This window comes from Flavobacterium wongokense (genome assembly GCF_021608265.1).
GTDB classification, from domain to species: domain Bacteria; phylum Bacteroidota; class Bacteroidia; order Flavobacteriales; family Flavobacteriaceae; genus Flavobacterium; species Flavobacterium wongokense.
In genome coordinates this window covers 443,613-469,500 of the sequence record NZ_JAKIHP010000001.1, presented here as the reverse complement: position 1 = coordinate 469,500, position 25,888 = coordinate 443,613, and the positions used below count along the sequence as shown (strand labels likewise).

24 protein-coding genes and 2 tRNA genes are annotated in these 25,888 nt (G+C 37.9%); 16 read left to right on the top strand and 10 right to left on the bottom strand.

Translation table 11 applies throughout. From position 1 onward, the window contains the following. The first annotated feature begins 135 nt into the window (after positions 1–135). Positions 136–843 (top strand): murein L,D-transpeptidase catalytic domain family protein, encoded by a 708-nt coding sequence (locus L1S31_RS01925; protein ID WP_236461335.1) that lies wholly within the window; start codon positions 136–138, stop codon positions 841–843. Between the two features lie 187 nt (positions 844–1,030). Further along, positions 1,031–1,103, top strand: a tRNA-Gly gene (locus L1S31_RS01920). A gap of 109 nt (positions 1,104–1,212) precedes the next feature. Here L1S31_RS01920 and pepE read toward each other — a convergent pair. Then, positions 1,213–1,911 (bottom strand): dipeptidase PepE, encoded by a 699-nt coding sequence (gene pepE / locus L1S31_RS01915; protein ID WP_236463487.1) that lies wholly within the window; start codon positions 1,909–1,911, stop codon positions 1,213–1,215. A gap of 92 nt (positions 1,912–2,003) precedes the next feature. Between pepE and L1S31_RS01910 the strand changes: the two genes are divergently transcribed. Genes L1S31_RS01910 through L1S31_RS01900 form a run of 3 tightly spaced genes read left to right on the top strand, consistent with a single transcriptional unit; the run spans position 2,004 to position 3,680 of the window. Further along, positions 2,004–2,756 carry a hypothetical protein gene (locus L1S31_RS01910; protein ID WP_236461333.1) on the top strand — a complete coding sequence of 251 codons (753 nt, stop codon included), beginning with the start codon at positions 2,004–2,006 and terminating at the stop codon, positions 2,754–2,756. 46 nt (positions 2,757–2,802) lie between these two features. Next, positions 2,803–3,126, top strand: coding sequence for a Sec-independent protein translocase subunit TatA/TatB (locus L1S31_RS01905; protein WP_236461330.1), 324 nt, complete (start codon positions 2,803–2,805; stop codon positions 3,124–3,126). Beyond that, complete coding sequence (locus L1S31_RS01900; protein WP_236461328.1) at positions 3,126–3,680, top strand: phosphatase PAP2 family protein; 555 nt, start codon at positions 3,126–3,128, stop codon at positions 3,678–3,680. The genes L1S31_RS01905 and L1S31_RS01900 overlap by 1 nt, the downstream gene beginning before the upstream one ends. Here L1S31_RS01900 and L1S31_RS01895 read toward each other — a convergent pair. Then, positions 3,677–4,318 carry an O-methyltransferase gene (locus tag L1S31_RS01895; RefSeq protein WP_236461326.1) on the bottom strand — a complete coding sequence of 214 codons (642 nt, stop codon included), beginning with the start codon at positions 4,316–4,318 and terminating at the stop codon, positions 3,677–3,679. The genes L1S31_RS01900 and L1S31_RS01895 overlap by 4 nt on opposite strands. A gap of 61 nt (positions 4,319–4,379) precedes the next feature. Between L1S31_RS01895 and rlmN the strand changes: the two genes are divergently transcribed. Further along, complete coding sequence (rlmN, locus tag L1S31_RS01890; RefSeq protein WP_236461325.1) at positions 4,380–5,420, top strand: dual-specificity RNA methyltransferase RlmN; 1,041 nt, start codon at positions 4,380–4,382, stop codon at positions 5,418–5,420. Between the two features lie 58 nt (positions 5,421–5,478). Here the strand turns inward: rlmN and L1S31_RS01885 are convergent, their stop codons facing one another. After that, positions 5,479–6,351, bottom strand: a complete 873-nt coding sequence (locus tag L1S31_RS01885; protein WP_236461322.1) for a hypothetical protein — start codon at positions 6,349–6,351, stop codon at positions 5,479–5,481. 105 nt (positions 6,352–6,456) lie between these two features. Here L1S31_RS01885 and L1S31_RS01880 point away from each other — a divergent pair, with 105 nt between their 5' ends. From L1S31_RS01880 to dnaG, 5 genes are all read left to right on the top strand, one after another. Continuing rightward, positions 6,457–7,437 (top strand): polyprenyl synthetase family protein, encoded by a 981-nt coding sequence (locus L1S31_RS01880; RefSeq protein WP_236461321.1) that lies wholly within the window; start codon positions 6,457–6,459, stop codon positions 7,435–7,437. A gap of 127 nt (positions 7,438–7,564) precedes the next feature. Beyond that, the gene (locus tag L1S31_RS01875) at positions 7,565–8,125 is read left to right on the top strand and encodes an RNA polymerase sigma factor (RefSeq protein WP_236461319.1); all 561 of its coding nucleotides are present in this window, start codon (positions 7,565–7,567) and stop codon (positions 8,123–8,125) included. Continuing rightward, positions 8,112–8,885, top strand: a complete 774-nt coding sequence (locus L1S31_RS01870) for a hypothetical protein (protein WP_236461317.1) — start codon at positions 8,112–8,114, stop codon at positions 8,883–8,885. The genes L1S31_RS01875 and L1S31_RS01870 overlap by 14 nt, the downstream gene beginning before the upstream one ends. 35 nt (positions 8,886–8,920) lie before the next feature. Beyond that, positions 8,921–9,985, top strand: a complete 1,065-nt coding sequence (locus L1S31_RS01865) for a hypothetical protein (RefSeq protein WP_236461315.1) — start codon at positions 8,921–8,923, stop codon at positions 9,983–9,985. A gap of 108 nt (positions 9,986–10,093) precedes the next feature. Next, positions 10,094–12,076, top strand: a complete 1,983-nt coding sequence (gene dnaG / locus L1S31_RS01860; protein ID WP_236461313.1) for a DNA primase — start codon at positions 10,094–10,096, stop codon at positions 12,074–12,076. A 58-nt stretch (positions 12,077–12,134) separates the two neighbouring features. Here dnaG and L1S31_RS01855 read toward each other — a convergent pair whose 3' ends face one another. The 7 genes from L1S31_RS01855 to L1S31_RS01825 all read right to left on the bottom strand — a co-directional run bounded on the left by L1S31_RS01855 (position 12,135) and on the right by L1S31_RS01825 (position 19,650). After that, complete coding sequence (locus tag L1S31_RS01855; protein WP_236461311.1) at positions 12,135–14,240, bottom strand: peptidylprolyl isomerase; 2,106 nt, start codon at positions 14,238–14,240, stop codon at positions 12,135–12,137. Positions 14,241–14,346: 106 nt separating this feature from the next. Next, positions 14,347–15,606 (bottom strand): hemolysin family protein, encoded by a 1,260-nt coding sequence (locus tag L1S31_RS01850; RefSeq protein ID WP_236461308.1) that lies wholly within the window; start codon positions 15,604–15,606, stop codon positions 14,347–14,349. Positions 15,607–15,609: 3 nt separating this feature from the next. Beyond that, positions 15,610–15,807 (bottom strand): hypothetical protein, encoded by a 198-nt coding sequence (locus L1S31_RS01845; protein WP_236461306.1) that lies wholly within the window; start codon positions 15,805–15,807, stop codon positions 15,610–15,612. Positions 15,808–15,809: 2 nt separating this feature from the next. Beyond that, positions 15,810–16,364 (bottom strand): LPS export ABC transporter periplasmic protein LptC, encoded by a 555-nt coding sequence (gene lptC, locus L1S31_RS01840; RefSeq protein WP_236461304.1) that lies wholly within the window; start codon positions 16,362–16,364, stop codon positions 15,810–15,812. Further along, positions 16,364–17,632 (bottom strand): tetratricopeptide repeat protein, encoded by a 1,269-nt coding sequence (locus tag L1S31_RS01835; protein WP_236461303.1) that lies wholly within the window; start codon positions 17,630–17,632, stop codon positions 16,364–16,366. Before L1S31_RS01835 ends, lptC begins: the two co-directional genes overlap by 1 nt. Before the next feature lie 12 nt (positions 17,633–17,644). Next, the gene (gene bamG, locus L1S31_RS01830) at positions 17,645–18,925 is read right to left on the bottom strand and encodes a BamG family beta-barrel-assembly machinery protein (RefSeq protein ID WP_236461301.1); all 1,281 of its coding nucleotides are present in this window, start codon (positions 18,923–18,925) and stop codon (positions 17,645–17,647) included. Beyond that, positions 18,922–19,650 (bottom strand): type III pantothenate kinase, encoded by a 729-nt coding sequence (locus tag L1S31_RS01825; RefSeq protein ID WP_236461298.1) that lies wholly within the window; start codon positions 19,648–19,650, stop codon positions 18,922–18,924. Before L1S31_RS01825 ends, bamG begins: the two co-directional genes overlap by 4 nt. Positions 19,651–19,749: 99 nt before the next feature. Between L1S31_RS01825 and L1S31_RS01820 the strand changes: the two genes are divergently transcribed. From L1S31_RS01820 to L1S31_RS01800, 5 genes are all read left to right on the top strand, one after another. Then, positions 19,750–19,822 (top strand) — tRNA-Phe (locus L1S31_RS01820). Positions 19,823–20,063: 241 nt separating this feature from the next. After that, entirely contained in the window at positions 20,064–20,663 is a 600-nt protein-coding gene (locus L1S31_RS01815) for a tetratricopeptide repeat protein (RefSeq protein WP_236461294.1), read from the top strand. 181 nt (positions 20,664–20,844) lie between these two features. Further along, complete coding sequence (locus L1S31_RS01810) at positions 20,845–22,521, top strand: peptide MFS transporter (RefSeq protein WP_236461293.1); 1,677 nt, start codon at positions 20,845–20,847, stop codon at positions 22,519–22,521. Positions 22,522–22,593: 72 nt separating this feature from the next. Then, a complete protein-coding gene (locus L1S31_RS01805) occupies positions 22,594–24,075 on the top strand; it encodes a peptide MFS transporter (protein WP_236461291.1) in 1,482 nt (493 codons plus the stop codon). Positions 24,076–24,082: 7 nt separating this feature from the next. Beyond that, positions 24,083–25,888: a peptide MFS transporter gene (locus tag L1S31_RS01800; protein WP_236461289.1), complete on the top strand. Its 1,806-nt coding sequence runs from the start codon at positions 24,083–24,085 to the stop codon at positions 25,886–25,888.

The window sequence follows — 25,888 nt, the reverse complement described above, 5'->3', positions numbered from 1 at the left end:
AAACAAGGAGTTAAACGATTAAATGATGCACTTAAACGATTAAAATTGTCTTAAGAAAGGCAAAAAAATTTTTATTTTTTAAAAATTACTCTATGTTTGTAAAACCAAATCTCACACATAAAACCTATTTAGTCAATGAATTATAAGTTTTTTCCTTTGTTTTTTGTTGTTTTGTTAACCTCATTTACGAGCCTGCCTAACAAAACAAATTCGATAAAAATTACCACAGCAGTTGAATCCAATTCTGCTTCAAAAAATGTATCTATCTACAATCAGTTAGATGCAAACTCTTTTGCAATGCCTAACTTTGAATGTTTTGATAAAGCCTTGGAAGGCTTTCATTTACTCAAACAAAAAGGCCTTGTTACCAAAAACATTTTGACTTTGGTAGATTTCAGTTTGTCCTCAAACATGAAACGCCTTTGGGTAATTGATTTAGAAAGAAACGTGGTATTGTTTAATACCTTGGTTGCTCACGGAAGAAATACCGGAGAAGAATTTGCCAATGAATTTTCAAATCAGGCAGAATCCTTTAAAAGCAGCATTGGTTTTTATGCAACTGGCGAAATATACAATGGCAAACACGGAATGTCATTAAAATTAGACGGACTTGAAAAAGGACTTAATGATAATGCCAGAAACAGGGCTGTGGTTATGCATGGTGCCGATTATGTTTCAGAATCGTTTATCCGTCAAAATAAAAGATTGGGAAGAAGCCAGGGTTGTCCTGCAGTTCCGGTTGAAATGAATGCCAAAATCATCAATGTGATTAAGGACAAATCGTGTTTGTTTATCTATCATCCTTCAAAAACAAAGGAGATTTTTTCAAGATTAAACGTTTAACAGGCAATTTTAAAGTAGTTCAGATATAAAAAGTTGGAGATGGTAATCTCCAACTTTTTCATTTTAAATCAATTAGATTCGTAATTCATCCTGATTAAGAAAAACAAACATTTTTTTTAAAAAAAATTTGCATCGAAAGAATCTTATGCTTTATATTTGCACCTCACAAACGGAAACGTTGTGAAATGCGGAAGTAGCTCAGTTGGTAGAGCTCCAGCCTTCCAAGCTGGTTGTCGCGAGTTCGAGCCTCGTCTTCCGCTCAGAAAAAGAAAACCTCTAATTAACGTTAGAGGTTTTTTCTTTTTATGGGCGTTCCCCTCGCTATGCTTGGGTCGCGTTATCGGCTGCACACGGTGCCTGCCTCTACCGCTAACGCAGAAAAGCTAAATCACTTCCCGTTTGCAGTTCTTCCGGAGTTTGACCCTGCCTGAACAAACGGGCTGTTAATGCTCCTTTCAAAATTATTTTGTTGCCATCAACTTCAAGCCAGTTTCCTTCGCGCAATCCTAAAACAGGGGTTTCATTAAACGCATGGAATTCCTTAATCCTTGTTTCCCGGGTTTCACCCATATGTTTGCTCTGCAGATCGGCATCGAGATAATGAGGGTTCAGGTTAAAAGGAATCAATCCCAATGTCTTAAAACTTGGAGGATAAATGATGGGCATGTCGTTCGTAGTCTGCATCGAGATTCCGGTAATGTTGCTTCCGGCACTGGAACCCAGATACGGAGTTCCATCCTGAACCGTTTTTGCCAAAACTTCCATCACATTGTTTTGATATAATTGGGTAACCAATAAAAAAGTATTGCCGCCACCAGTAAAAATTCCCTGTGCATTTTTAATAGCTTCTGCCGGGTTATCAAATTCGTGCAGGCCTTTTACCCCTTTATTTATTTTGGCGAAAGCCGAACGCACCGTAGCGGTGTATCCATCGTGCGAAATTCCACCAGGACGCGCATACGGAATAAAGAGTATTTCACCGCAATCCTTAAAAAGGATTTCTAAGCTTGACAATAAATATTCAAGATAAGTCCCTCCATGGATTGTAGAGGTGGAAGCGATAATCATTTTTTTACTCACAGGGCTAATTTTAAGTTTAACAAAAGATTATATAATTTGTAACCATCTAAAAGATATTTTTACATCGTAAATTTAGAATAATGAAGTTATTTAAAGGGATTTTCCTGATTTTATTTTTTGGCCAAACTTTGGTGCAGGCGCAGGAACTAACTTTGTTAAAAGGCAAAATCACATCCCAGGTAAAAGAGCTGAACGAGGTTTATATCACGAACCTTCGTTCCGATTCCAATACGACAACCGACAGAAGTGGTAATTTTTCAATGTTTGTAAAAGTGGGCGATACACTGCAGTTTTCGGGTTTGCAGGTTGTTACCAAAAAAGCAAGGATTGACCAAAATGATGTTGCCAAACAACTCTATGTAATCAATTTGGAAGGAAAGGTAATCCCGCTTGATGAGGTTGAAGTCAAGACCTATCCCAATATTAATGCAGTTTCCCTGGGGATTTTAGAAAAACCTGCAAAGCACTATACGCCTGCGGAACGAAAATTACGCGCTGCTGAAGAATTCCATTGGTACAGTCCGTTACTTATTCCTATTGGTGGAATGAGTTTTGACGGCTTGCTAAATTCGATTAATGGTAGGAGAACAATGTTGCAAAAGGAACTGAAAATAGAGAGGAAAGAACTGTTGTTGGAAAAAATCGAATCCCTTTTTAAGGAAGAGTATTTCCTGGACAACCTAAAAATCCCAAAAGAATACCTGAGGGGTTTTTGGTATTATGCTGTTGAAGACCCCAAATTAATCGAAGCCCTTAATGCAAAAAACAAAATAATGGCACGTTTTATCTTCTCGGATCTGGCCGTTAAATATTTGGAAATATTAAAAAAATAATAGCAATTTAAGTAACTTTGCGACTCATTTAGAAAAAGTAAAAACTATGTTTGGAATTGGTGGTGGCGAATTAATATTCATTATTTTCATTGCATTGATGCTATTCGGGTCTGAAAAAATTCCGGATGTAGCCCGAACAATGGGAAAAGCTATGGCACAGTTTAAAAACGCGACTAACGAAATTAAAAGTGAAATCCAAAAAGGGGTTGAATCACAAGGATTGGATACATCCATGAAGGAACTGACTTCCACTTTTACCGATGAGGTCGAAAAAGTAAAATCAAACCTAGATACCAACATTTTGCCGGAAGTAACCAAAGCCAAAGAAGACCTTGATGAGTTGACCGGGCCAATCAAAAGACAACGCTAATGTTGGAAAAAATCATCCACCTTGATAAGGAACTTCTAATTTTCCTAAATGGATTAGGCTCGCCAACCTTTGACGGCCTTTGGTTGATTATTACAAAACAGCTCAATTGGGCACCAGTTTTTTTACTTATCTTTTATTTCCTTCAAAAGAAATTAGGCTGGAAAAACTTTGGATATTACATTCTTTTTACGGCACTTTTAATATTGGTTTGCGACCAGACCTGCAATCTTTTTAAACATGGTTTTGAGCGTTTAAGGCCATGTAATGATGCCGAAATGAAAACGCTCATCAGGGTTGTAAAAACAAGCCCGTCGTTTAGTTTCTTTTCAGGTCATGCGGCCAACTCAATGGCAACAACGCTATTTGGATTCCTGATTTTAAGGAAATATTACAAACACGCTTATTTGGTATTCTTATTTCCTTTGATTTTTGCCTACAGCCGTATTTACCTCGGATTGCATTACCCAACAGACATCCTTACAGGTTATGCGTTTGGGACTGCTTTTGGATTTATCTGCTACAAATTATACCAAAAATATATCCTTAAAGATTAAAGTACTCTTGAAACCGTCAATCCATCACGGATTGGAAGTAGTACAGTTTCCACACGAGGGTCATTTTTCAATAATTGGTTGTATTCCAAAAGGATTTTGGTGGTCAGGTCTTTTGGGTTTAATTCTTCCAAAACCTTTCCGCTCCACAAAACGTTATCCGAAAGGATGATGCCTCCTTTGTTCATCATCGGAACAATCAGGTGGAAATAATTAATGTAGTTTTCCTTATCGGCATCAATAAAAACCAAGTCGTATTTTTTATTGAGCTTCGGGATAATATCCAAACCATCACCAAGATGTTGCATAATTTGGTTTGCCCAACTGGTTTTGTCAAAATATTTTCTTTGGAAATCAAACAACTCCTCTTCATTGTCAATGGTGTCAATGCTTCCGTTTTCAGCCAAACCTTCAGCCAGGCAAAGTGTAGCATAGCCGGTATAAGTCCCAATCTCAAGGATGTTTCTCGGATTAATAATTTTGGAAAGCATGCTCAAAACCCTTCCCTGAAAATGCCCGCTGAGCATTCGCGGAGCCAAGATCTTTTGATGGGTTTCTCGATTCAATTGCACCAACAGCTCAGGTTCGTTTTCTGAATGTAGTGTCACATAATTATCTAATTCGTCTGAAAGGAAATGCATTGCTTTATTTTTTTACAAAAATACAAATTAACAACTAACCAAAATAGCCTAAATTTGCGCCATGGAAATCGAGAAAAAAGACATCCGAAGTTTGACCAAGCAGCAATTGCGCGATTTTTTTGTGGCGAATGGCGACAAGGCTTTTCGTGGCAATCAGGTCTATGAATGGCTTTGGAGCAAGGCTTCGCATAGTTTTGAGGACATGACGAATGTTTCCAAGGAAACCAGGACCATGCTCGAAAATAATTTTGTGATTAACCATATCAAGGTTGATACGATGCAACGCAGTGAGGATGGAACTGTAAAAAATGCTGTCCGGCTTCATGATAATTTAATCGTGGAAAGCGTCCTGATTCCAACAGAAACCCGAACAACTGCATGCGTTTCAAGCCAGGTTGGCTGTAGCCTTGATTGTAATTTCTGCGCCACAGCCCGACTGAAAAGAATGCGTAATCTCGAACCTGGAGAAATCTACGATCAGGTTGTTGCAATCGACCGTGAGAGTCGTTTGTATTACAATCGTCCACTTTCCAATATCGTTTTTATGGGAATGGGTGAACCTCTGATGAATTACAACAATGTGATGAAAGCCATTGACATGATTACGTCTGATGAAGGTTTAGGAATGTCACCAAAACGGATTACGGTTTCCACTTCGGGCGTTTCGAAGATGATTAAAAAAATGGCAGATGATGAAGTTAAGTTCAAGCTGGCTGTTTCATTACATTCCGCTATTGAAGAAACACGAAATCACATTATGCCTTTTACTAAAAACTTCCAATTACCCGAATTGCGGGAAGCCTTGGAATATTGGTACCGAAAAACCAAAAGCAAGGTCACTTATGAATATGTTGTTTGGAAAGGAATCAACGACGATAAGGCTTCGATTGATGCTTTGGTGAAATTCTGCAAATATGTTCCCTGTAAAGTCAATTTGATCGAATACAATCCTATCGATGACGGCGAATTCCAACAAGCTTCTGACGAAGCAATTGATAATTACATCAAGGCATTAGGAAAGAATGACATTGTTGCAAAAGTACGCCGAAGCAGAGGAAAAGACATTGATGCAGCCTGTGGGCAGTTAGCCAATAAATCATAAAAAAGTCCCGATACTAATTCAGCATCGGGACTTTTTCCTTTTATAATTAAGCAATTTTTTAATTTCCGATAACAATATTAAAAGTATTTCCGTTTACGGTTAACACTGCTAAGTTGTCGCATTCGCCATTACCAAAATCAAGTGTTGCGGTGGTATTATTCCTTACAATCGTAATTATCCCTGAAACTGTCAAGGGTTTATGAACCGCAATGCAGCTCATTTTTACATGCAATGGAGTGGTAATAGTACTTGTTTGTGTTCCGCCGTTTGGTCCGGTAGTGGTCCAACTGCCGGTGATTTCGTAAACATTGTCTGCCCAAGGCAGCGTCCCAAATCCTTCTATAATTTCCCTTACTCTTTGACCAACTCTGTGGTAAACAGCTCCGTTTGGAAACGTTGCAGTCAAATCCATATTCATGGTTACACTTGGGTGTGGTGTATCCTGAGGGTTTGTGGCAACAAGGAGACGTGTAAATGTTTTATTTCCATCGAATTCAATGCCGTTGTGGAAGAAATTCACAAAAGAATAATTGATAGTGCGAGATTCTGTATTAGGTTGGAATACGAATGTGATTACAATCTGCCCGCTCAATACGTTTCCGTTGTCTAAAGTACAGCCTGTGCCAAAATCAATGGTTTTGGTTACGGTTTGGCCTGGTGTAAGTGGTGTTCCAAAGGCAGGAACCCTCGTGATGGTTGCGCATGCGGTAAGTTCTGAATTGGCTGAATCTGGAGTTTTTCCCGAGGTAGAATTGTCATAGGTCATGGCTTCCTGTTCTTCAACGATGTTGGATACATCATCGTTCATTGCGTCAATTTGGGCACTCGCTTTAGCATCTTCAGCCGTAACTGTGCCACCGTTTTCCTCTTTGTTGCAACTAAGTATTGTCAATGAAAGAGCAAATCCTAAGATTAGATTTTTAATATTCATAGTTTTTATTTTTTGGTTCTGAAGTTTGAGTCCCATTTTTTAAAAAGGTTTAATCGGAGTCAAAAAAATTTTTCAAACGATAGCAATATTGTATATTTGAAAGCGATGAACACCACTTCACAAATAAAAAAACCAATTCAGAATGAAATGGAACTTTTTGAGAAAAAGTTCTATGAATCGATGACTTCAAAAGTGGCACTGCTCAATCGGATTACCTATTATATTGTAAATAGGAAAGGCAAGCAAATGCGGCCAATGTTTGTGTTTCTTGTTGCCAAAATGATTTCTGAAAATAATGGGGTCAATGAAAGGACTTATCGCGGAGCCAGTGTCATCGAATTAATCCACACCGCAACCTTAGTCCATGATGATGTTGTTGATGACAGTAACCGCCGTCGCGGATTTTTTTCTATTAATGCCTTGTGGAAAAATAAGATTGCCGTTCTGGTTGGTGATTATTTATTGTCCAAAGGATTATTGCTTTCCATTGACCACGGGGATTTTGATTTGCTAAGAATTATTTCAGTAGCTGTACGCGAAATGAGCGAAGGCGAATTGTTGCAGATAGAAAAGGCACGCCGACTGGATATTGTTGAAGATATTTATTATGAAATCATTCGTAAGAAAACGGCAACCTTAATTGCTTCGTGCTGTGCACTTGGCGCGAAGTCTGTTTCTGAAGATGAAGTTTTGGTTGAGCAGATGCGCTTATTTGGCGAACTCATCGGAATGGCTTTCCAAATCAAGGATGACTTATTCGATTATACAGACGACGCTATCGGAAAACCTACCGGAATTGATATCAAGGAACAAAAAATGACATTGCCTTTGATTCATGCGCTGAATAATTGTTCACCAAAAGAAAAAAGCTGGTGCATCAATTCGATTAAGAACCATAATAAGGACAAAAAACGTGTCAAGGAAGTAATCCAATTTGTAAAAGACAAAAATGGATTGGTCTATGCCGAACAAAAAATGGCAGCATTCCAACAGGAAGCACTCCAAATTCTTGAAAATTTCCCCCAATCTGAATATAAAGATGCCCTTTCACTCATGGTGAACTATGTAATTGAGCGAAAAAAATAAAAATATTTTCAGCTGTAAAGCATTGATTTTATTGATATTTTAAATTTTTTGTAAAAAAGATTCAACCCTCATACAACTATTTTCCAGCCAACCTCGTCTATGCTAATAGAACACCTAACCAAACATTTTGAAAGTAATTAATTTACATCAGGAAGAAAGAGAATTAATCGAACTGGCTGTCGAAAATAACCGACATGCGCAACAAAAGATTTATTCAAAGTATTCCGGAAAAATGTTGAGTGTCTGCCGTCAATACATAAAAGACCTGCATCAGGCAGAAGACATTATGATAACGGCTTTCATGAAAGTGTTTACCAATCTGAAAAATTTTGAACACAAAGGAAATTTTGAAGGCTGGATCAGAAGAATCATGATAAACGAATGCATTTCCTATATCAGGGTTCAGAAAAAAGTAAAGTTCATTGAAGACGAAAATTATTTCGAAGAAACCCATAACAATATCGAAAGCAAATTTTCAGTTGAGGACATTCAGTTTTTGATTGACAGTTTACCCGATGGTTACAAAATGGTTTTCAACCTGTATTGTGTAGAAGGATTCAAGCATCAGGAAATAGCAGCAATGCTCGGAATCAGTGAAGGAACATCCAAATCGCAGTTGTCGCATGCACGCAAAATGCTTCAGGACAACATTAATAAACTAAAGAATTACGACAATGGCACCGAATAAATTAGAAAATCAGATAAGAGAGCAATTGAACTCGAGAGAGATTCAACCATCAGCTCAAGCTTGGGATCGATTGGATGCCATGCTTACAGTTGCTGAAGAAAAAAAAACAAAGCCTTCGTATGGCTGGTTGTATATTGCTGCAAGCGTTTTGGTTTTGCTAACACTTGGTATGTTTTTGTTTACTCAGAAAGGTTCCAATATCCAACCTCAAAATGATGTGGTTGGGACTGAAAAAAAGGAAGGCACAAAGTCGCTGGACATCATGCCAGCTGGTCAAAAAGTTTATAAAGATGTATATACTCCTGAAGAACTTAATAATTCTGAATTTAAAAAATCAGCACAGCAATCCAATAAATCAATCATCGCCAAATCAGATAAGAGTTTCAATCAAAACAATCAAAAACCAACGAACAGTAATCAAAATCAATCAAACAATCCATTAATCAATCATGAAAAACAAATCGAATTTAAAAACAGCTCTGACGTTGCCGTAAAAGACCTGCCAAAGACTGTGGATCCAAAACCGATTATAGTTGACAATCGGCCTGCAGCTAAATCAGACGAACAGTTATTAGCAGGCTTGGATAATGTAGCAAAACAAACTGCAAGTCAAAAATCAACCGTAAAAGTGGATGCCAAAAGTTTGCTGTCGCAGGTAGATGGCGAAGTAGAATACACTTTCAGGGAAAAAGTAATCAACAAAATATCCAAAAATTACAAAGAAGTTAAAGTGGCTTTGGCCAACAGGAATAACGAATAATAAAAATCATTAATCAAAAATAAATCACAAGAACCATGAAAAATTTTACACTTTACTTAGCAATGGCAGCCTGCCTTTTGGCAAGCAAATTATCCGCACAGGAAGAAAAAAACAAAGACCGGGACATAACATTTGAAATGAAAGTCAAACTTATTGCCAACAAGATTGACGCCATCACCAAAGAAGAAAAAGCGGCCTTGAAAATAGAAATTGAAGACGTAAACAAAGAACTGGAAGCGGGAACCATTACCAAAGCACAGGCCGATGAAAAGAAAATGCAATTAGCTGAAATACGTTCCAAAAACATTGAAACCCGGGTTGGGCAGGCACAGGATGAATTGAAGGATGTGGTAAAACAAAAAGTAGACGGAAAATTAAAGAGCGATTGGGACCATTTTAGTTTCCGATGGGGCAAAGGAGATAAAACCAAACAGGATTCTATCAGAAATAACAGATCTGAGGCAAGAACAACTTCACAATTCGTATTTGCTGCCGGTGTAAACAATCTGGTTACCGATGGCGCTGTGGCACATTCTGATTACAGGTATTGGGGTTCACATTTCTACGAATGGGGTTTTACCAATAACACCCGACTTTTTAAAAATGATAATTTGTTGCATTTGAAATATGGATTTTCGGTGATGTACAACAACCTTCGCCCAACACAAGGCAGGTATTTTGTAGCCAATGGCAACCAAACGGATTTGGAATATAGTCCGGTAAATCTTAAGGATTCCCGTTTCAGGAATGTATACGTTACAGCGCCAATCCATTTGGAATTCGATTTCACTAAGACAGGAACCAATGCTGACGGCAAAAAACTATTCAGAACCCACGAAAGTTTACGTTTCGGAATCGGAGGTTACGCCGGATTCCGTGTAAAATCAAAACAGATTTTAAAATATAATGATGAAGGACACAACAACACCATAAAACAAAAAGGTGGATTCAATACAGAGGATTTCATTTATGGAGTAAGTACCTATTTAGGTTATGGTGCTACGAGTTTGTATCTGAAATACGATTTGAATCCATTGTTTAAGGACAATGCAATCAAACAAAACAACATCTCATTGGGTGTGCGTTTCGACTTGAATTAGAATTTTGTTTAGGTTATTTATACTTCCGAAAAAGATGCTTCTATTAGGAGCATCTTTTTTATTTTTGTGTAAATTTACCATCTTTCAATTTTAATTTTTCAATCCATTTTGATTACCCGCGAAACTATAGATAAAGTATTTGAAACCGCACGTGTGGAAGAAGTCATCGGTGATTTTGTCCAGTTAAAACGTGCCGGAAGCAATTACAAAGGATTGAGCCCATTTTCGGATGAACGCTCACCGTCCTTCATGGTTTCGCCTGTCAAGCAGATTTGGAAGGATTTTAGTTCGGGAAAAGGTGGAAGCGTGGTTACGTTCCTGATGGAACACGAACATTTCACGTATCCGGAAGCGATTCGTTTTTTGGCCAATAAATACAATATCGAAATTGTAGAAACTGAAGTTTCGCAGGAAGATAAAGCCGAAGCGAATGAAAAGGAGAGCCTGTATCTGGTTTCTGAGTTTGCTAAAAGCTATTTCACCGACACACTTTTAAATACCGAAGAAGGTAAGGCAATCGGGTTGTCCTATTTTAAGGAAAGAGGTTTTACCAATGACACCATTGCCAAATTTGGGTTGGGATATTCTCCCGAAACTTGGGATGCCTTTACAAAAGAAGCATTGTCAAAAGGATATCAATTAGAGTTCCTGGAAAAAGTTGGGCTTACCATTGTCCGCGAAGACGGGAAACATTTTGACCGTTTTAAAGGACGTGTAATGTTTCCGATTCAAAGCTTGTCCGGAAGGAATCTAGGTTTTGGCGGAAGGATTTTAACCAACGATAAAAAAGCAGCAAAATACCTCAATTCGCCCGAAAGTGATATTTACCATAAGAGCAAGGTTTTATATGGAATTTTCCACGCCAAACAGGCAATTGCCAAACAAAACAATTGCTATCTGGTCGAAGGTTATACCGATGTGATCCAACTGCATCAGGCAGGAGTTGAGAACGTGGTGGCTTCTTCAGGAACCGCTTTGACTCCGGATCAAATCCGATTAATAAATAGATTGACCAAAAACATTACAGTTCTTTTTGACGGTGATGCTGCAGGATTGCGTGCTTCGGTTCGTGGAATTGATTTGATCCTCGAAGAAGGAATGAATGTAAAAGTCTGCACTTTTCCTGACGGAGAAGATCCTGATAGTTTTGCCAAAAACAATTCCTATGAGGATTTGGTAAATCATTTGGAAAACAATTCAAAGGATTTTATCCAGTTCAAGGCCTCGCTTTTGATGGATGAAGCCAAAAATGATCCTATCAAGAAAGCCGATTTGATTCGGGATATGGTAGTCAGCATTTCCAAAATTCCAGACAGCATCAAAAGGCAGATTTACATCCAGGAAACTTCCAGGATTATGGATATTTCTGAACAAATATTGCTCAACACTTTGGCGCAGTTGGTTCAAAAGGATATTTCGGAAGCCGGAAAAAAATTAAAACAGGAATATAAGGCATTAGAGGTTGTCAAAAGCGAACCTCAATCGCCTCAGGAGAAAGTCAACATCGTTTACGAATTGGAGCGCAAAATTATTGAAATGTTGCTGTTGTACGGTTCACAGGAAGCCGATTTTGATGATTTTATTTTGAAAGCCAATGAAGAAGGCGAAATGATAGAGGAAAAGGAAACCAGCAAAGTCAGAGTCCATCAGCGAATTTATCTCAGCCTGCAGGAAGATGAAGTTGAACTGGCCAATCCTTTGTTCAAGGAAATTTATAATGATTTGATTGCCTATTACAATCAGAATGACGAATTCAACATTGAGCAATACCTGATGCAGTTATCGGCAGAACATTCTGAAATGGTGACTGATATCCTGATGATGGAAGAAAGGGAATTGCTCCATAATTGGGAAGCCAAACAGATTTATGTCAAGACCAAAGACCAAAACGTAAGCCAGTATGTTTCGGAAACTATTGTTTCGTTGCGGGAATATTTAATTAATAAGCTGATTATGGATTTGATGAACAGTTACAGTAGTAATGCCGAAGAAAACGATCTGGAAGAGCTCAAGGCAACCATCAATGATTATAACAAATTAAAGGTCAACCTGACGAATAAAATTGGCAGGATTCGTTCGACCTATTTATAAAAAAACAAAAACCCGAAACATTGTTTCGGGTTTTTTTATGTTTGAATGAGATTTTCTATTAATAGAAATCAGCTCTGTTATCCTTGATGTCTGCATCGTTTTTCAATGCCGGCATAACTCTTCCTGAATAGTTCATCACCTGTTGTCTCATTTTAGCGATATACTCGTCGTATTTCTGAACTTTTGGTGCTTTAGTTACCATTTTTGTATTAAATACATAAACACCCGAATTTCCATCGATTGGTTTAGAAACCTGTCCGATTTTAGAAGTAAATGCATTTCCAACTACTTTTGGTTCAAAACCTGCACCCGGAACATTCGGAGCTTCAACAGTAACATCAATAGCGCTCATAACCGCTACTTTGTTAGCTGCTGCAATTGAAGCTAAATCTCCACCTTTCATTTTAGCAGAAATCATTGCTGCTTTCTTTTTGTTTTTTAGGATTGTTTCAACTTGTGGCCTTGCTTCTGTTGCAGACATAAGTCCTTTTTCAGCGATGCTTTTTAGTTTAACGATTACGTGTCCAACATTTACAATTTCGAAACGTTTCACATTTCCAATTTTGGTATCGCCATCAAAAGCCCATTTTACAATTTGTCTTTGATTAGCAACAGGACCAAAGCTCTCATCGATTGCTTTTACCCTTACAGGCTCGTTTTTCGTAAGCTTCATTTGTTTTACCAATCCGGCAAAATCCTTATCTGCAGCTTCCATTTCAAATTTGGTAGCTTCTGAATACGTTTTATCGTTTGTAGCTTCAGAAGGCTCGATTTTTTGAGCAATTGTAGCCAATTTTACAGCGTCCTGTTTGTCAGTAACGTTAATGATATGGTAACCAAATTCTGTTTCTGCGATACCGATTGTTCCAACTGGATTGTTGAATACAAAATCCTTATAGCCTTTTGCAAAACCAGTTTCTTTTGTAATGTAACCCATATCTCCTCCGTTTTGTTGAACAGATGGATCTTCAGACATAGTCATCGCAAGCATTTGGAACATTCCTGGATTAGCTTTAGCCTGAGCCAAAATGCCCTCTGCTTTTACTTTTGCCTGTTCTTTGGTTCTTTTTTCTTTTGGCTGCGCTCTTTCTGCACCAATCCAACTAATAAGGATGTGGCTTGATTTTGCTTTTGCTCCAGCTTTTCTTCCCAATGCCTTTGAAAGCGCATAGTAGTTGTTAAAGATGTATGGCCCGTAAACTTCACCTACAGGAAGGTTGAACAACTGCTCAGCAGCAGCTGGTGGTAAATCTTGTTTTGCAATATAAGTTGAATCAAAAGGAATGTCCGAATGTGCATTTACAAAATCGGCAACATCTACAGCTGACCTGAATCCAGGAATAGTGTCATTTTTACCGGTTTCTTTGTTGTAAGTAACACTTGGCACCAATAATGCTTCGACATTTTTCTTGATTTCAGCTTCATCCTGAGCTGATGGTTTTTCCTGGATTAAAACATAATCCAATTCACGGGATTCTTCCGATTTGAATTTTTTCTCTTTCGTTTTCATGTAAGCAACGATTTCATCATCAGAAATCTTTACATCACTATCCTTGATTGAAGAGTAAGGAACCATTGCAAAATCAAAAGTTACTTTGTTATTCTCAGCTTCGTATTTGAATTTACCTTCAGTATTGGTAGTATACATTGCTCCTTTTACCAAAGAGTTGTAAATCATGTATTTTGCATTTACTTCTGCATCTTTTTCTCTTTCCTGTAAAATCTTAATCCCTTCAGGAGCAGCTTTGAAATAATCCTTGAATTTGTTTAAGTCAAATTTTCCTGCAGCATTTAAGAACTGTGGATTCTGACCAATATTTGGATCTGCCTTGAAAACTTCCAAAAGGTGTTTTTCACCAACACGGATTCCTAATTTGTCAAACTCCGCCGAAAGCAAAGCGATGTTTACTTCCTGGTTCCAGACCTGGTTTGAAGCCTGCATTGATGTTATATTCTGCTGACCTTGAGAGTTCTTTTCAACATTTGCAACCTTTACTCTAAACTCGTCAAAAGAGATATCTTTCCCGTTTACGCTTCCTACGTCTGTACCAATGCTTTTAAACCCTTTTGTAAATAAATCCTGTACTACAAAAGCTAACAAAGCAAAACCTATAGCTAATAAAAGTAAGCCCGAACGATTTCTAATTTTTGATAAAACTGCCATTTCTATTTTTGTTAATTCTATTTAAGTTTGCGAAAATACAATTATATGTGTAATAACAAAACTTACACGTGCATAATTTCGTTGAAAAGTGAATTTTTTCGGGGAATTAATCCAATAGGGTCATTTTTACCAATTCGATTTTCTTATTCGTCGCTTCTTCAATGACAAATTGAAAGTTTCCGATGGTAATCTGATGCCCTTTTTGCGGAATTTCTGTTGTGAAATCCACTATAAATCCGCCAAGCGTTCCATAAGAATCGCTTTCGGGAATATTGAGTTTGTATTCTTCGTTGAGGTATTCCACATCAAGGCGTGTTGAAAACAGATAAGTGTTCTCGTCAACCTTGGTTTCTATCAGTTCTTCGTCGGAATCGTGCTCATCTTCAATCTCTCCAAAAAGTTCTTCAACAATATCTTCCATGGTCACAATCCCTGAAGTTCCGCCATATTCGTCGAGGATTACAGAAACGCTTTTCCGTTTTTTTGACATCAGGTTCATCGCGTCCTTAATCAAAATGGTTTCGGGAACAAACTCCACCGAAATCATGATGGATTTAATACTTCTGGGTTTTTTAAACAGTTCAAACGAATGAACGTAACCTACAATATCATCGAGCGTATTGATGTAAACCAGGATTTTGGAATAACCGGTTTCTATGAAAAGTTCCCTCAAATCAACAATGGAGCTATGCAGGTCGACGGCGACCAACTCGGTTCTCGGCGTCATGATGTCTCTTGCCTTTACAGCCGAAAATTCCAATGCATTCTGGAAAATCTGTATTTCAGAATCAACCGTTTCATGATCCTGTACCGAATTCATCTGCTCTGAAATATAATTCCCCAATTCGACCTTGCTGAACGAAAGGTTGATTTGATCGCCTTCGGTTTTGAAGAATTTTCGAAGCACAAAATCGGAAATCCAAATCAGGAAAGAAGAGATATAATAAAAAAGCCTGTAGAAAAAATACGCAGGCAGTGCAAAAAATTTGATAAAAGTATTGGCATAAATTTGGAAAAACACCTTAGGCAAAAACTCCGAAGTCATCAAAACAATAAGCGTTGAGATGGTGGTTTGCAACATTAAATTGGAAAAAGAAGTAAGGTTCCATCCAAAGGTTTCGAACCAACGCATCAATAATTCACCCATGAAAAATCCGTAGACAACCATCGAAATGTTATTGCCTACAAGCATCGTGGCAATGAATTTGGAAGGTTTTTGGGTAAGTTTGGTTAGGATTTTGGAAATAAAATCGTCCTGTTTTTTTTCAATTTCAAGGTAGATTTTATTGGAGGAAACAAAAGCGATTTCCATCCCGGAAAAGAAAGCGGAAAGAATCAGGCATAGAATGATTATTCCGATTTCCATAGATTAGGGTTTTTTGTTGCGCTCGGCAAATTTTTTGGCATAATTCCTCCTAAAAAAGAAAAGGAAAAGGCTTCCCACAGCAAAAAGTGCCATAAGGATTGCCTTGTTGTTGTCGCCACCTTGTAATTGTGTATAAGCTTCTACACCAAAAAGGACAGCAGCAAGGATGTAAGCGTATGAGGTAAATTTTAAATAATTCATAGTTATTCAGATGACTGGACTTCTCCAGATATTTTTTGCGAGTTTACTTTTTTGAAATCTTTGCTAAAGTCAATTCCCTCACCATAGGAAACTCCTTTTGGAGAAGTAAATTTAAACTTTTTTTCGGTAAAAAACCATTCGTTTTTTTGGTCGTAATACAATTGCTCCGTTTCGAGCATTTCACCATTTTGATTCGATATTTTTACATGGTCCTGCAAATCAATCAGGTTTGTCGCTTTGTGTGATACGGCATATCTGGCATCGATGTAGGTTTCCTTTCCGTTTTTATCATATAGGGTCAAATGCATTCCCTGTGGAAATTCGGTAAATGGATATTGCACCGTTGCATAATCGAGCATTTTTGGGCTCACGAGATTGGCTGTAATCCTCCCGGAATCGGTATATTTTAGATTGATTCCGTCAGCATCGCCGCTTGGTGAAAACTCTGAAAATCCCATTTTCTGAACATCGCGGAAATTACTTTCGCAACCCGTTATTGCAAGACAAAAAAGGATAGCCAGACCAAAAGGAATACTATTTCGGGTTAAGGATTTCATTATTTGGCAGGGAAAGTAATGGTTTCATTAATCCAGCAACCTATCGTAATCGTTTTCCCATTCATTTTTGCTTTGGAAATCTCAGTTGCAGTTAGTGATTTTGCGTTGTAATCATCAGCCATTTTATCGACTGTTGGTTTAAGTTTTACATCTGCAATGGCAGCTTTTTGAAGGGTTTGTGAAGCCAAATAATAAACAGTTTTCTTTTCAAAATCTGTTTGCCCACAGTCTTTTGAACCATTGATGTATTGCTGTGCCAGGAATAAATAAGCCTTGCCCATTTTTGGATCTGCGGCTAATGCCTTATTCAGGTATTCTTTGGATTTTGGCAGATCGTTTGCCAGCAAACCTGATGCAAGCGTATAATATATCTGGGCTTTTTCAACCGGATTGGTTTGCAGTTCAGCGGCTTCGTTATAGAATTTTATCGCTTCGGTAAACTTTTTCTGCCTGATGTATCCCAAGGCTACAAAATTTGCAGATTGTGCGTTCTTTTGGATTCCATAAAGCTTTTCAGCTAAAGTAAGGAAAATTGGTTTGGAGCTGCATTTGCCCGAAAGGCTTACCAGTGCTGAAGTAATCCAGTCGGTATTGTCTTTATTTGCTTCAAAGTTTTTATTGTAAAAATCAGCCAGGTTTTCACAGGTTGCAACATCCTTTATAAGATTGTCAATTGCGTTTTGCGCGGTTTTATAATCGCTGTTATTGACATTGGAAATCTTTAACTGATTGAGCAAAGTATTAATCATTGCGTATTTTTCCAAGACTGCACCAGGAGTGATTTTCTTGTCTCCCGCATTAAATCGTTCGGAAAACATGCTGAAATAGGTATAGATTGCTTTGGCCGAAGTTACATTTTGAGATGCTTTGGTAAAACCATTATCCAATAAGGTAAAGATTTCTTCTTTGGCCTCAATATTATTGTCGACCAAAGCCATTCCTTTCTGAACTTCAAAATCAGGGACAGCTGTTGGGAAATTTTTGTTGTATTGGTCGTACAGCTTCATCAAATCACGGACTGGTTTTTCCTTGTCTTCAGCAGCTGCAACATCAATTCGGTATTGCAGGATTTGGATTCCGTCTTTGTAAAGGTCTTCGGTTTCTTTTGGGCAATTTTTACGAACTTCGCTCCAGCTGTCGTAAGATTCAGCCAGTTTCTTTTCCTTTAAAAATTCCTGATAGGTCTTTATTTTTGAAGCACAATCAAACTTTTGAGCATTGCTACTGGTAATGAACAAGATTCCAAGTGTAAAGATAATTGCCTTCATGACGTTTTAGTTTTAGTCGAATTTACGTTTCACAAACCATCTATCGCTTAAGGATAAACCTACGCTTATGTTAACATAGTTTTCCTCTACTAAGTTATAATATTTTGTGCCTCTTTTTCCAATTTCAAGTCCAACATTTATGTTTGAGAAAATTCCACCCAAAGGCAAACCTAGACCAACATTGGCTGCAAAGTCATTTATTGATTTGTCCAAGATGACTAAACCGGTATTTTCATAACGCAAACCTCCACGGTAAACCACTCTTTTGTAGTAGTTCGAATAGGAGTTATAGTTCGGGATATAAAAACCACCAATGCTGTAACGGATAGAGTTTTCAAACGAAGTCCTTCCGGCTTCATCAATGTCGTCAAAACGATTGGACATTACGCTATTCTTGATAAAACTCACTTCTCCACCAACAGACCATTTTTTTATTTCGCCAAAACCGGCACCAATGGTAAGTTTCGAAGGAAGCTTGATTTTGGTGTCAGCTACAGGAACATCCTGCGATTCGATGGTTTGTATGGCACTCGAACTCAAAAACTGTATCAATTGAATTTCACGCGAATTGCCTAATGTCAGCTCGGATTGCGGAGTATAGGCAATGCTGCTGAAAAAAGTGTGTTTTGTACTTGTTTTTGTCTGATAAGCCAATCCGAAATCAAAGTTCACTCCTCTTAAATCGGAAGTATTGATTTCTCTTGAGCCATATTGTAAATCATTTTGAAATTTAAGGTTTTTGGTTTCAATGGTTCCAAAGTTATACTGAATGTCTGCACCAAAGTTAAGATTCTTTGTAAGCTTATATCCAAAACCAACAAAAACCCTATTGACACCGCCAATTCCGCTATACTGCGAATAAATGCTGCGGATGGTATCAGTGCCAACAATATCGTGCTTTATTTTTCCAATTTTATAACCAAGAGACGAATAAGGAACAAGTCCAAATGCAATTCCTAACTTCTTTCCAACCGGAATTCCAAACGCTAAATAATCTAATGAAGTCCTTCTTGCCTTAGCTTCCTGGGATTCCGTTACAGATTTGGTATTGGCATAGGTTCCTCCAATGGTAAAGCTGGTCAGTTTTAAACTGGCAAAATGAGCAGGATTCTGGATGTTTAGGTGGATGCTATCCGGCAAAACCGAAATACTACCCATAGAACGGTTTTCTATTGTTCCTTTAAATTTAATATCACCGATTCCGTAAAAAGAATATGGGGAAGACGTTCCTTCTTGAGCAAAAATTGCCAATGAAAAAAGTAAACATATGCTTACTATAACTTTTTTAATCATTTTTGATTGTATTGAAATGTTTGGTTCAAACCTTCCAGCAGAAAATTTGAATTGGCAAATATGGTATTTTTTAATCTCTTAGCCAAAAATTCTGCGTCGCCACCAGTTAAAATTATGATAAATTTAGCGTATTGGGTTTTGTACAGTTTAATAAACCCATCAATTTCGAGGGCAATCCCATTAATTACGCCCGAATGAATGGATTCCTGAGTAGAATTTCCAATGAAGTTTTCAGGATATTTTTTGTCGAGCAAAGGCAATTTAGCGGTTTGCTGATGCATCGATTCATAACGCAGCCTTATTCCCGGTGAAATGGCACCACCAAGATAGTTGTCATTGGCATCAATGAAATCATAGGTAACACAGGTTCCAACGCCAACAACAAGCCTGTTTTGATTTGGAAATTGCAAAACCGCTGCAGTTGCCAAAACCATGCGGTCAATTCCGAGTGTTGCCGGAGTGCTGTATAAGTTGGTGAACGGAAATTTACTTTCGTGGGTTATAAAATGGATTTCGAGCTTATCCTTAACGGATAAGAATTGCTCTTTTGCCACATTTCCTACTGAAGCAACCACCAGATTTTTGATTTTTGGATGCTTATTTAAAATATTTTCAAGCTGGTTTAAAAGTTCTTCTTTGGTAAAAATAAAAAACTCCACAAGTCTATCCTGTTCAAAGACAGCAGCTTTGATTCGGGTGTTTCCAACATCAATGGTTAAAAGCATAGGAATGTTTTTGAGGTTCAAAGTTACGAATAGATTTTTTTTATTATTTGTTTTGGATAAATTAAAAATCATCCTATATTTGCACCCGCTACAAAGCAAGGTACCTTAGCTCAGTTGGTAGAGCAATGGACTGAAAATCCATGTGTCCCTGGTTCGATTCCTGGAGGTACCACAACAAAACCCGAACGATAAGTTCGGGTTTTGTTTTTTTATACCAAATCCATGTGTCACTTGTTCGATTCCTGGAGATTTGAGATTAAGAGGAGGACTGCCGGTGGCAGTCAGGTACGCGAGCTTTAGCTCGCTTTGATAAAACATCCAATTCAGGAAAGCGGTTTTTTTTATTTATACTTTGTTTAAGTATGTAATAAATCCCTTAGTTTCGCGTTTGTCATTATATATCATCACTCATCATGAAGAAAATCATCCTAATCACTATTTCCTTACTGGGATTCGTTTCGCATTCACAGACAGCTTTGGAATACATCAACCGCGGAGTTGATAAAGCCAAATCTAAGGACTATAAAGCAGCCATTCCGGAATTTGACAAAGCCATTGAAAAAGATTCGCTCAATTCGCTGACTTATTTTTATAGAGGTGTTTCAAAATACCAGTTGGAAGACAATGCCGAAGCCATTAAAGACTTTACCAAATCCATAAAACTAAATCCGAGATATGTTGAAAATTATTCCTATCGGGGTTATACCTATTTGTATATGGAAAAAATCCACGAAGCTTTGGTAGATTTTCAAAAAGCAGTTGAATTGGATCCAAGCGCAGACAACTATTGCGCCAGAGGTATTGTTGAGGACAGGCTAAGGGATTATGGCAAAGCAATCGAAGATTTAAATAAAGCCATTCAGCTTGATCCGGGATATGCCCACGCCTATTTTGTAAGAGGTTATTCAAAATACAACATAGGGCAAAAAGAAGACGCCTGCCGCGATTGGACTATGTCGATGATACTAGGTAAGGAATATGCTAAAGAGGTCATCAAAAAACTTTGTAAATAATTCACCTAATTGATGCTACGGTTTGGCATCTTCCCAAATTTCCAATCTTTTTCAAAAGCCAAAAACTCTTAAAAATTGCATTTAACATAAAAAAGTGCTGTTATGTGTAATTTTTTCACTAAAATTGACGGTTTTTATAAAGAAATCTAAACGATTCAAAACCAACCTAAAATAATTTAATATGAGTGAAACAGCTGTAAAAACAGGACATCCAAAAGGACTTTGGGTATTATTCGGAACAGAAATGTGGGAGCGATTCAACTTCTACGGAATGCGCGCCATCCTAACCTTATTCCTTGTGAATTCCCTAATGATGAAAGAAGAGGAAGCTTCCCTTATTTATGGAGGATTCTTAGGACTTTGTTATTTAACGCCAATGTTGGGTGGATTTATTTCTGACCGTTTTTTCGGAAACAGGAACTGCATCATGCTCGGAGGATTGATGATGGCGATAGGGCAGTTGCTGCTGTTTTTTAGCGCAAGCGTTTTTGGTGATAATATCGGACTGGCAACTACGTTAATGTGGTCAGCATTGGGAATCATCATTTTTGGTAACGGATTTTTCAAACCAAACATCTCTTCAATGGTGGGTAGTTTGTACCCAAAACAAGAGAAATCAAAATTGGATACAGCCTTTACAATATTCTATATGGGGATTAATCTTGGAGCTTTCCTTGGACAATTAATCTGCCCAATCGTAGGTGACGTGAAGAACGAAGCAGGAATCAGGGATATCCATGCTTTCAAATGGGGATTCCTTGCAGCGTCAACAGCAATGTTAATTGGAACTGCGGTGTTTTACATGCTTAAGAATAAATATGTAGTTACTCCGGAAGGACGACCATTAGGAGGTTTGCCAAAACACAATGTTTCTGAGGATTATGAAGAAGGAGAATCACAAAAAGCGGTTTTCTCCCAAAAAGCTTTGATTGGAGCTGTAGTTGCTTTCTTTGCCTTAGGATTGGTTTTCCATTACGGTTTTGGACAAAACTTTATTTACTCTTTAATATACTCTAGCGGTTTAACATTAGCAGGATTAATCGTTTCGGACAGTTCATTGACAAAAGTGGAAAGAGACCGAATCTTTGTAATTTATATCGTTGCCTTCTTCATCATTTTCTTCTGGGCTGCTTTTGAACAAGCTGGATCGTCGCTAACGTTCATCGCAGATAATCAGTGCGACCGTAATTTCTTTGGCTACAATATGCCGCCATCGATGGTTCAAATCTTCAACGGATTGTTCGTTGTTGCTTTTGCGGTTCCGTTCAGTATGCTTTGGGATTATTTAAGAAGCAAGGACAGAGAGCCAATTTCTCCTGCAAAACAGGCAGTTGGTTTGGGATTAATCGCTTTGAGTTACTTCATCATTGCTTACAATGTAAAAGATTTAGGTAACAGTGGGCTTTTAGCTATTAAATGGTTGATCCTTTTATATTTAATCCAGACTTGTGCGGAGCTTTGTTTGTCTCCAATCGGATTGTCATTGGTAGGTAAATTATCTCCAAAACGTTTCTCTTCATTATTATATGGAGTATTCTTCTTGTCAAATGCATCGGGTTACGCTTTGGCAGGAACATTAGGTTCTATCCTTCCTGCAACTGGTGATAAGTTTGTAAAAGCCAAAGAACTTGGAATCGATTTGCAATCTATTTTGGATAAAAAAGTAACTCCAACAGCGGAACAGTTAAAGGTATTGGCTGATAATCAAATATCTGATCATTATCCTGTTTTTGCCGGTTTTGAAATCCATAACCTTTTCGAATTCTTTATGGTATTCGTTATTTTAACAGGTCTTGCGGCTGTAATCCTTATGGCATTGACACCAAAATTGAAAAAGATGATGCACGGCGTTCGCTAGTCATTATTCTAAAATATTTTTATATCTTTCAAACCTCCAAGACTACTTGGAGGTTTTTTAATTAATACATTTATGAAAGAAGAATTCTCTTTAGACCAAATCCAAAACTTCGAAGGAAAATATCCAAAACAATTATGGTACTTATTTACGGTTGAAATGTGGGAACGTTTCTGCTTCTACGGAATGCGTGGCGTGCTTACCTTTTTTATGGTTGATCAGTTATTGTTGGGCGAATCAGCGGCAAACCTGCAGTATGGAGCAATCCAGGCGTTCGTTTATGCCTTTACATTCATTGGCGGAATCTTTGCCGATAAGATTTTGGGATTCAGGAAATCCTTGTTTTTTGGTGGGATTGTGATGATACTGGGCAACTTGTTGATTGCCTTTGCACCCAAAGACATGTTCTACTATGGTCTGGCATTTTCGATCATTGGAACGGGTTTCTTCAAGCCGAATATTTCTTCAATGGTTGGTGAATTGTATGATGAAAAAGACCCAAGGCGTGACGCCGGTTATGGTTTGTTCTATGCAGGTATTAATGTTGGAGGATTTTTAGGCGGAATATTATGTATTTATTTAGGGAAATATTATTCCTGGCAGTTGTGTTTCCTTTCGGCGGCAATTGTGATGGCTTTTGGTTTACTGACATTTATGTTTACTAAAAAATACCTTGGGCCAATTGGCCAGTCGCCATTATTAAACCTTCCGGAATCCAAAAGAAAATTCAGGGAAATTGCAGTTTACATTGGCTCATTGTTAACCATACCGTTCATTTTCATCATGGTAAAAAATACCGATTATACGGATTATTTTATGTATACCATCGGAGCAATTGCATTAGGTTATTTTGGGTATGAAGTCTTCAAAACAATTGATAGCAGCGCTAAGAAAAAACTATTGGCAGCTTTCATATTCATCTTCTTTTATTTTGTATTCAATGCTATTTATGAACAAAGTGGTGGTTCCTTATCTTTGTTTGCCAAAGACAATCTTAGCAGCAATTTACTTGGTTTTACCATCGACCCAAATGCGGTGAACAACAGCTCCAATACACTCTTTGTAGTTGTCCTTAGTCCTTTAATAGGGTTACTATGGCTGGCAATGGCAAGAAAGAAAATCGAGCCGAATACTTTAATCAAATTCGGAATCGGATTTTTATTCCTTTCAGCTTCCTTTTACATTTTTTATTATACGAAGTTTTCTGCAATCGGTGGAATCGCCTCACTGAACCTGTTTACCTTTGCTTACTTTGTAACTACCATCGGTGAACTTTGCCTTGGTCCAATCGGAATGTCAATCATAACGAAACTCTCGCCTAAAAGATTATTCGGGATGATGATGGGATTGTGGTTTTTGGCAAGCGCTTTTGGGCAATTGGCAGCAGGAAAATTAGGTGCGGCAATTTCAGATTCCAATACGGGAACGACTTTGCAGTCTAAATTGGAATCTTATACGGAAGGATATTATCTTTTAGCGGTTTATGCCCTTATTGCCGGGTTGATTTTAATTGTTACTACACCAATATTGAAAAAATTAATGCAGGGAGTTAAATAATAAAATCATGAGTGAAAATTCAACAGATCAGTATTTCAAAAGCAACGTTTTAGGACATCCTGCGGGTTTATTTGTTTTATTCTTTACAGAGATGTGGGAACGATTTTCATTCTACGGAATGCGTTCCTTATTGATTTTATTCCTGACATCAACACTTGCTGATGGTGGTTGGGAATGGACCAGGGAAACAGCTTCCTCGCTATTTGGTTCTTATGTCGGATTGGTTTATTTGTCCACAATGCTCGGAGGATATTTTGCCGACAAGGTCATTGGTTTCCGTTGGGCCGTTATGGTTGGAGCTTTTCTAATGACATTGGGGCACGCAGCGATGGCTGTTGAAACCCATTTTTCAATTTATTTAGGTTTGGTTTTATTGGTTTTTGGTAACGGATTTTTCAAGCCGAATATGGTTTCGATTATTTCAGAAATGTACAAAGACCGACCTGAGAAAAAAGACGGAGCTTATACCTTGTTTTATATGGGTGTAAATGCCGGAGCTTTCTTCGGGATCCTGCTTTGCGGATATTTAGGCGAAAAAGTAGGCTGGGGTTATGGATTTGGTCTGGCCGGAATTTTCATGTTCTTCGGAATGATACAGTTTTGGCTGTCCCAAAATATCTTTGGCGACATCGGATTAAAACCAACCCAAGAATCAAAAGCAAAAAAAGCAATTTCAGATGATGACACCCGAAATCCTTTCACTGCGTGGCAGTTAATTGTAATAGGCCTTTCAGTTACGTTAGGACTGCTTTGGGTAATCAATGCACCAGCTTCAAAAATATCAGATGGGAAAGTGGATGTCTTTTCGTTTTTGGGAGAAAACGGAAACGCAATCGCAATCCTGACTGCCTTAATCCTATTCATTATTTTATTGGTTTACCGTTTTACACAGTATTCCAAAATCACACGCGAAAAATTGATGGCAGTGACGTTCTTTGCTTTCCTTGCCATTTTCTTTTGGGCGATATTTGAACAATCACCAAACAGTTTAACCATTTTTGCAAAAGATTATACGAACAGGGTTTTGGAAGGAAACTGGAGTACCATTTTTTTAGTTGTTAACTCACTAATCACCGTTCTGCCATTAGCCATCATAACCTGGCTGATGCTGAAAATGTTTAGGCAGACTTTCAAAAATTACGCTGTAGCCAATATTATCCTGAGCCTGAGCTTTGTCATCATCTGGAGCATCGCCATTTGGATGCTGCTAAAGGATTATTACACAGCGGGAGTACTGTCGCTTTCCGACGGAACACTTGATTTGTTAAAAATTGAGAAAGTGACAAAACCACTTACCGAAGTTCCGGCGACATGGTTCTCAACATTGAATTCCCTGTTTATTATTTCATTGGCGCCACTATTTTCTAAGTTATGGGAAAGCAAATACAACCCAAGAGCAAACGTGAAATACGGAATGGGAATGTTGTTCCTTGGATTAGGAATGGCATGTGTTGCAATTGGCGCAACCGGAATTGAGCCTGGAGCCAAAACGGCTTCAGTAAGCATGGTTTGGTTGATTTTGGTGTATTTATTTTATACAATGGGTGAACTTTGCATTTCACCTGTTGGATTATCTTATGTAAGCAAACTGGTTCCTGCACGAATGATTGCCTTTATGTTTGGGGTTTGGTATCTGGCAGTGGCAATTGGGATGAAAGGAGCAGGTATTTTTGGTGAGAATATAGATAAGATTGCCAATGAACATGGCCTGAGTTATTTCTTTTGGCTTTTGACAATAATTTCTGTCGCAATAGCACTTTTGTCTATATTAATGTCGCCAGTTATCAAAAAATTAATGCATGGAGTCAGATAA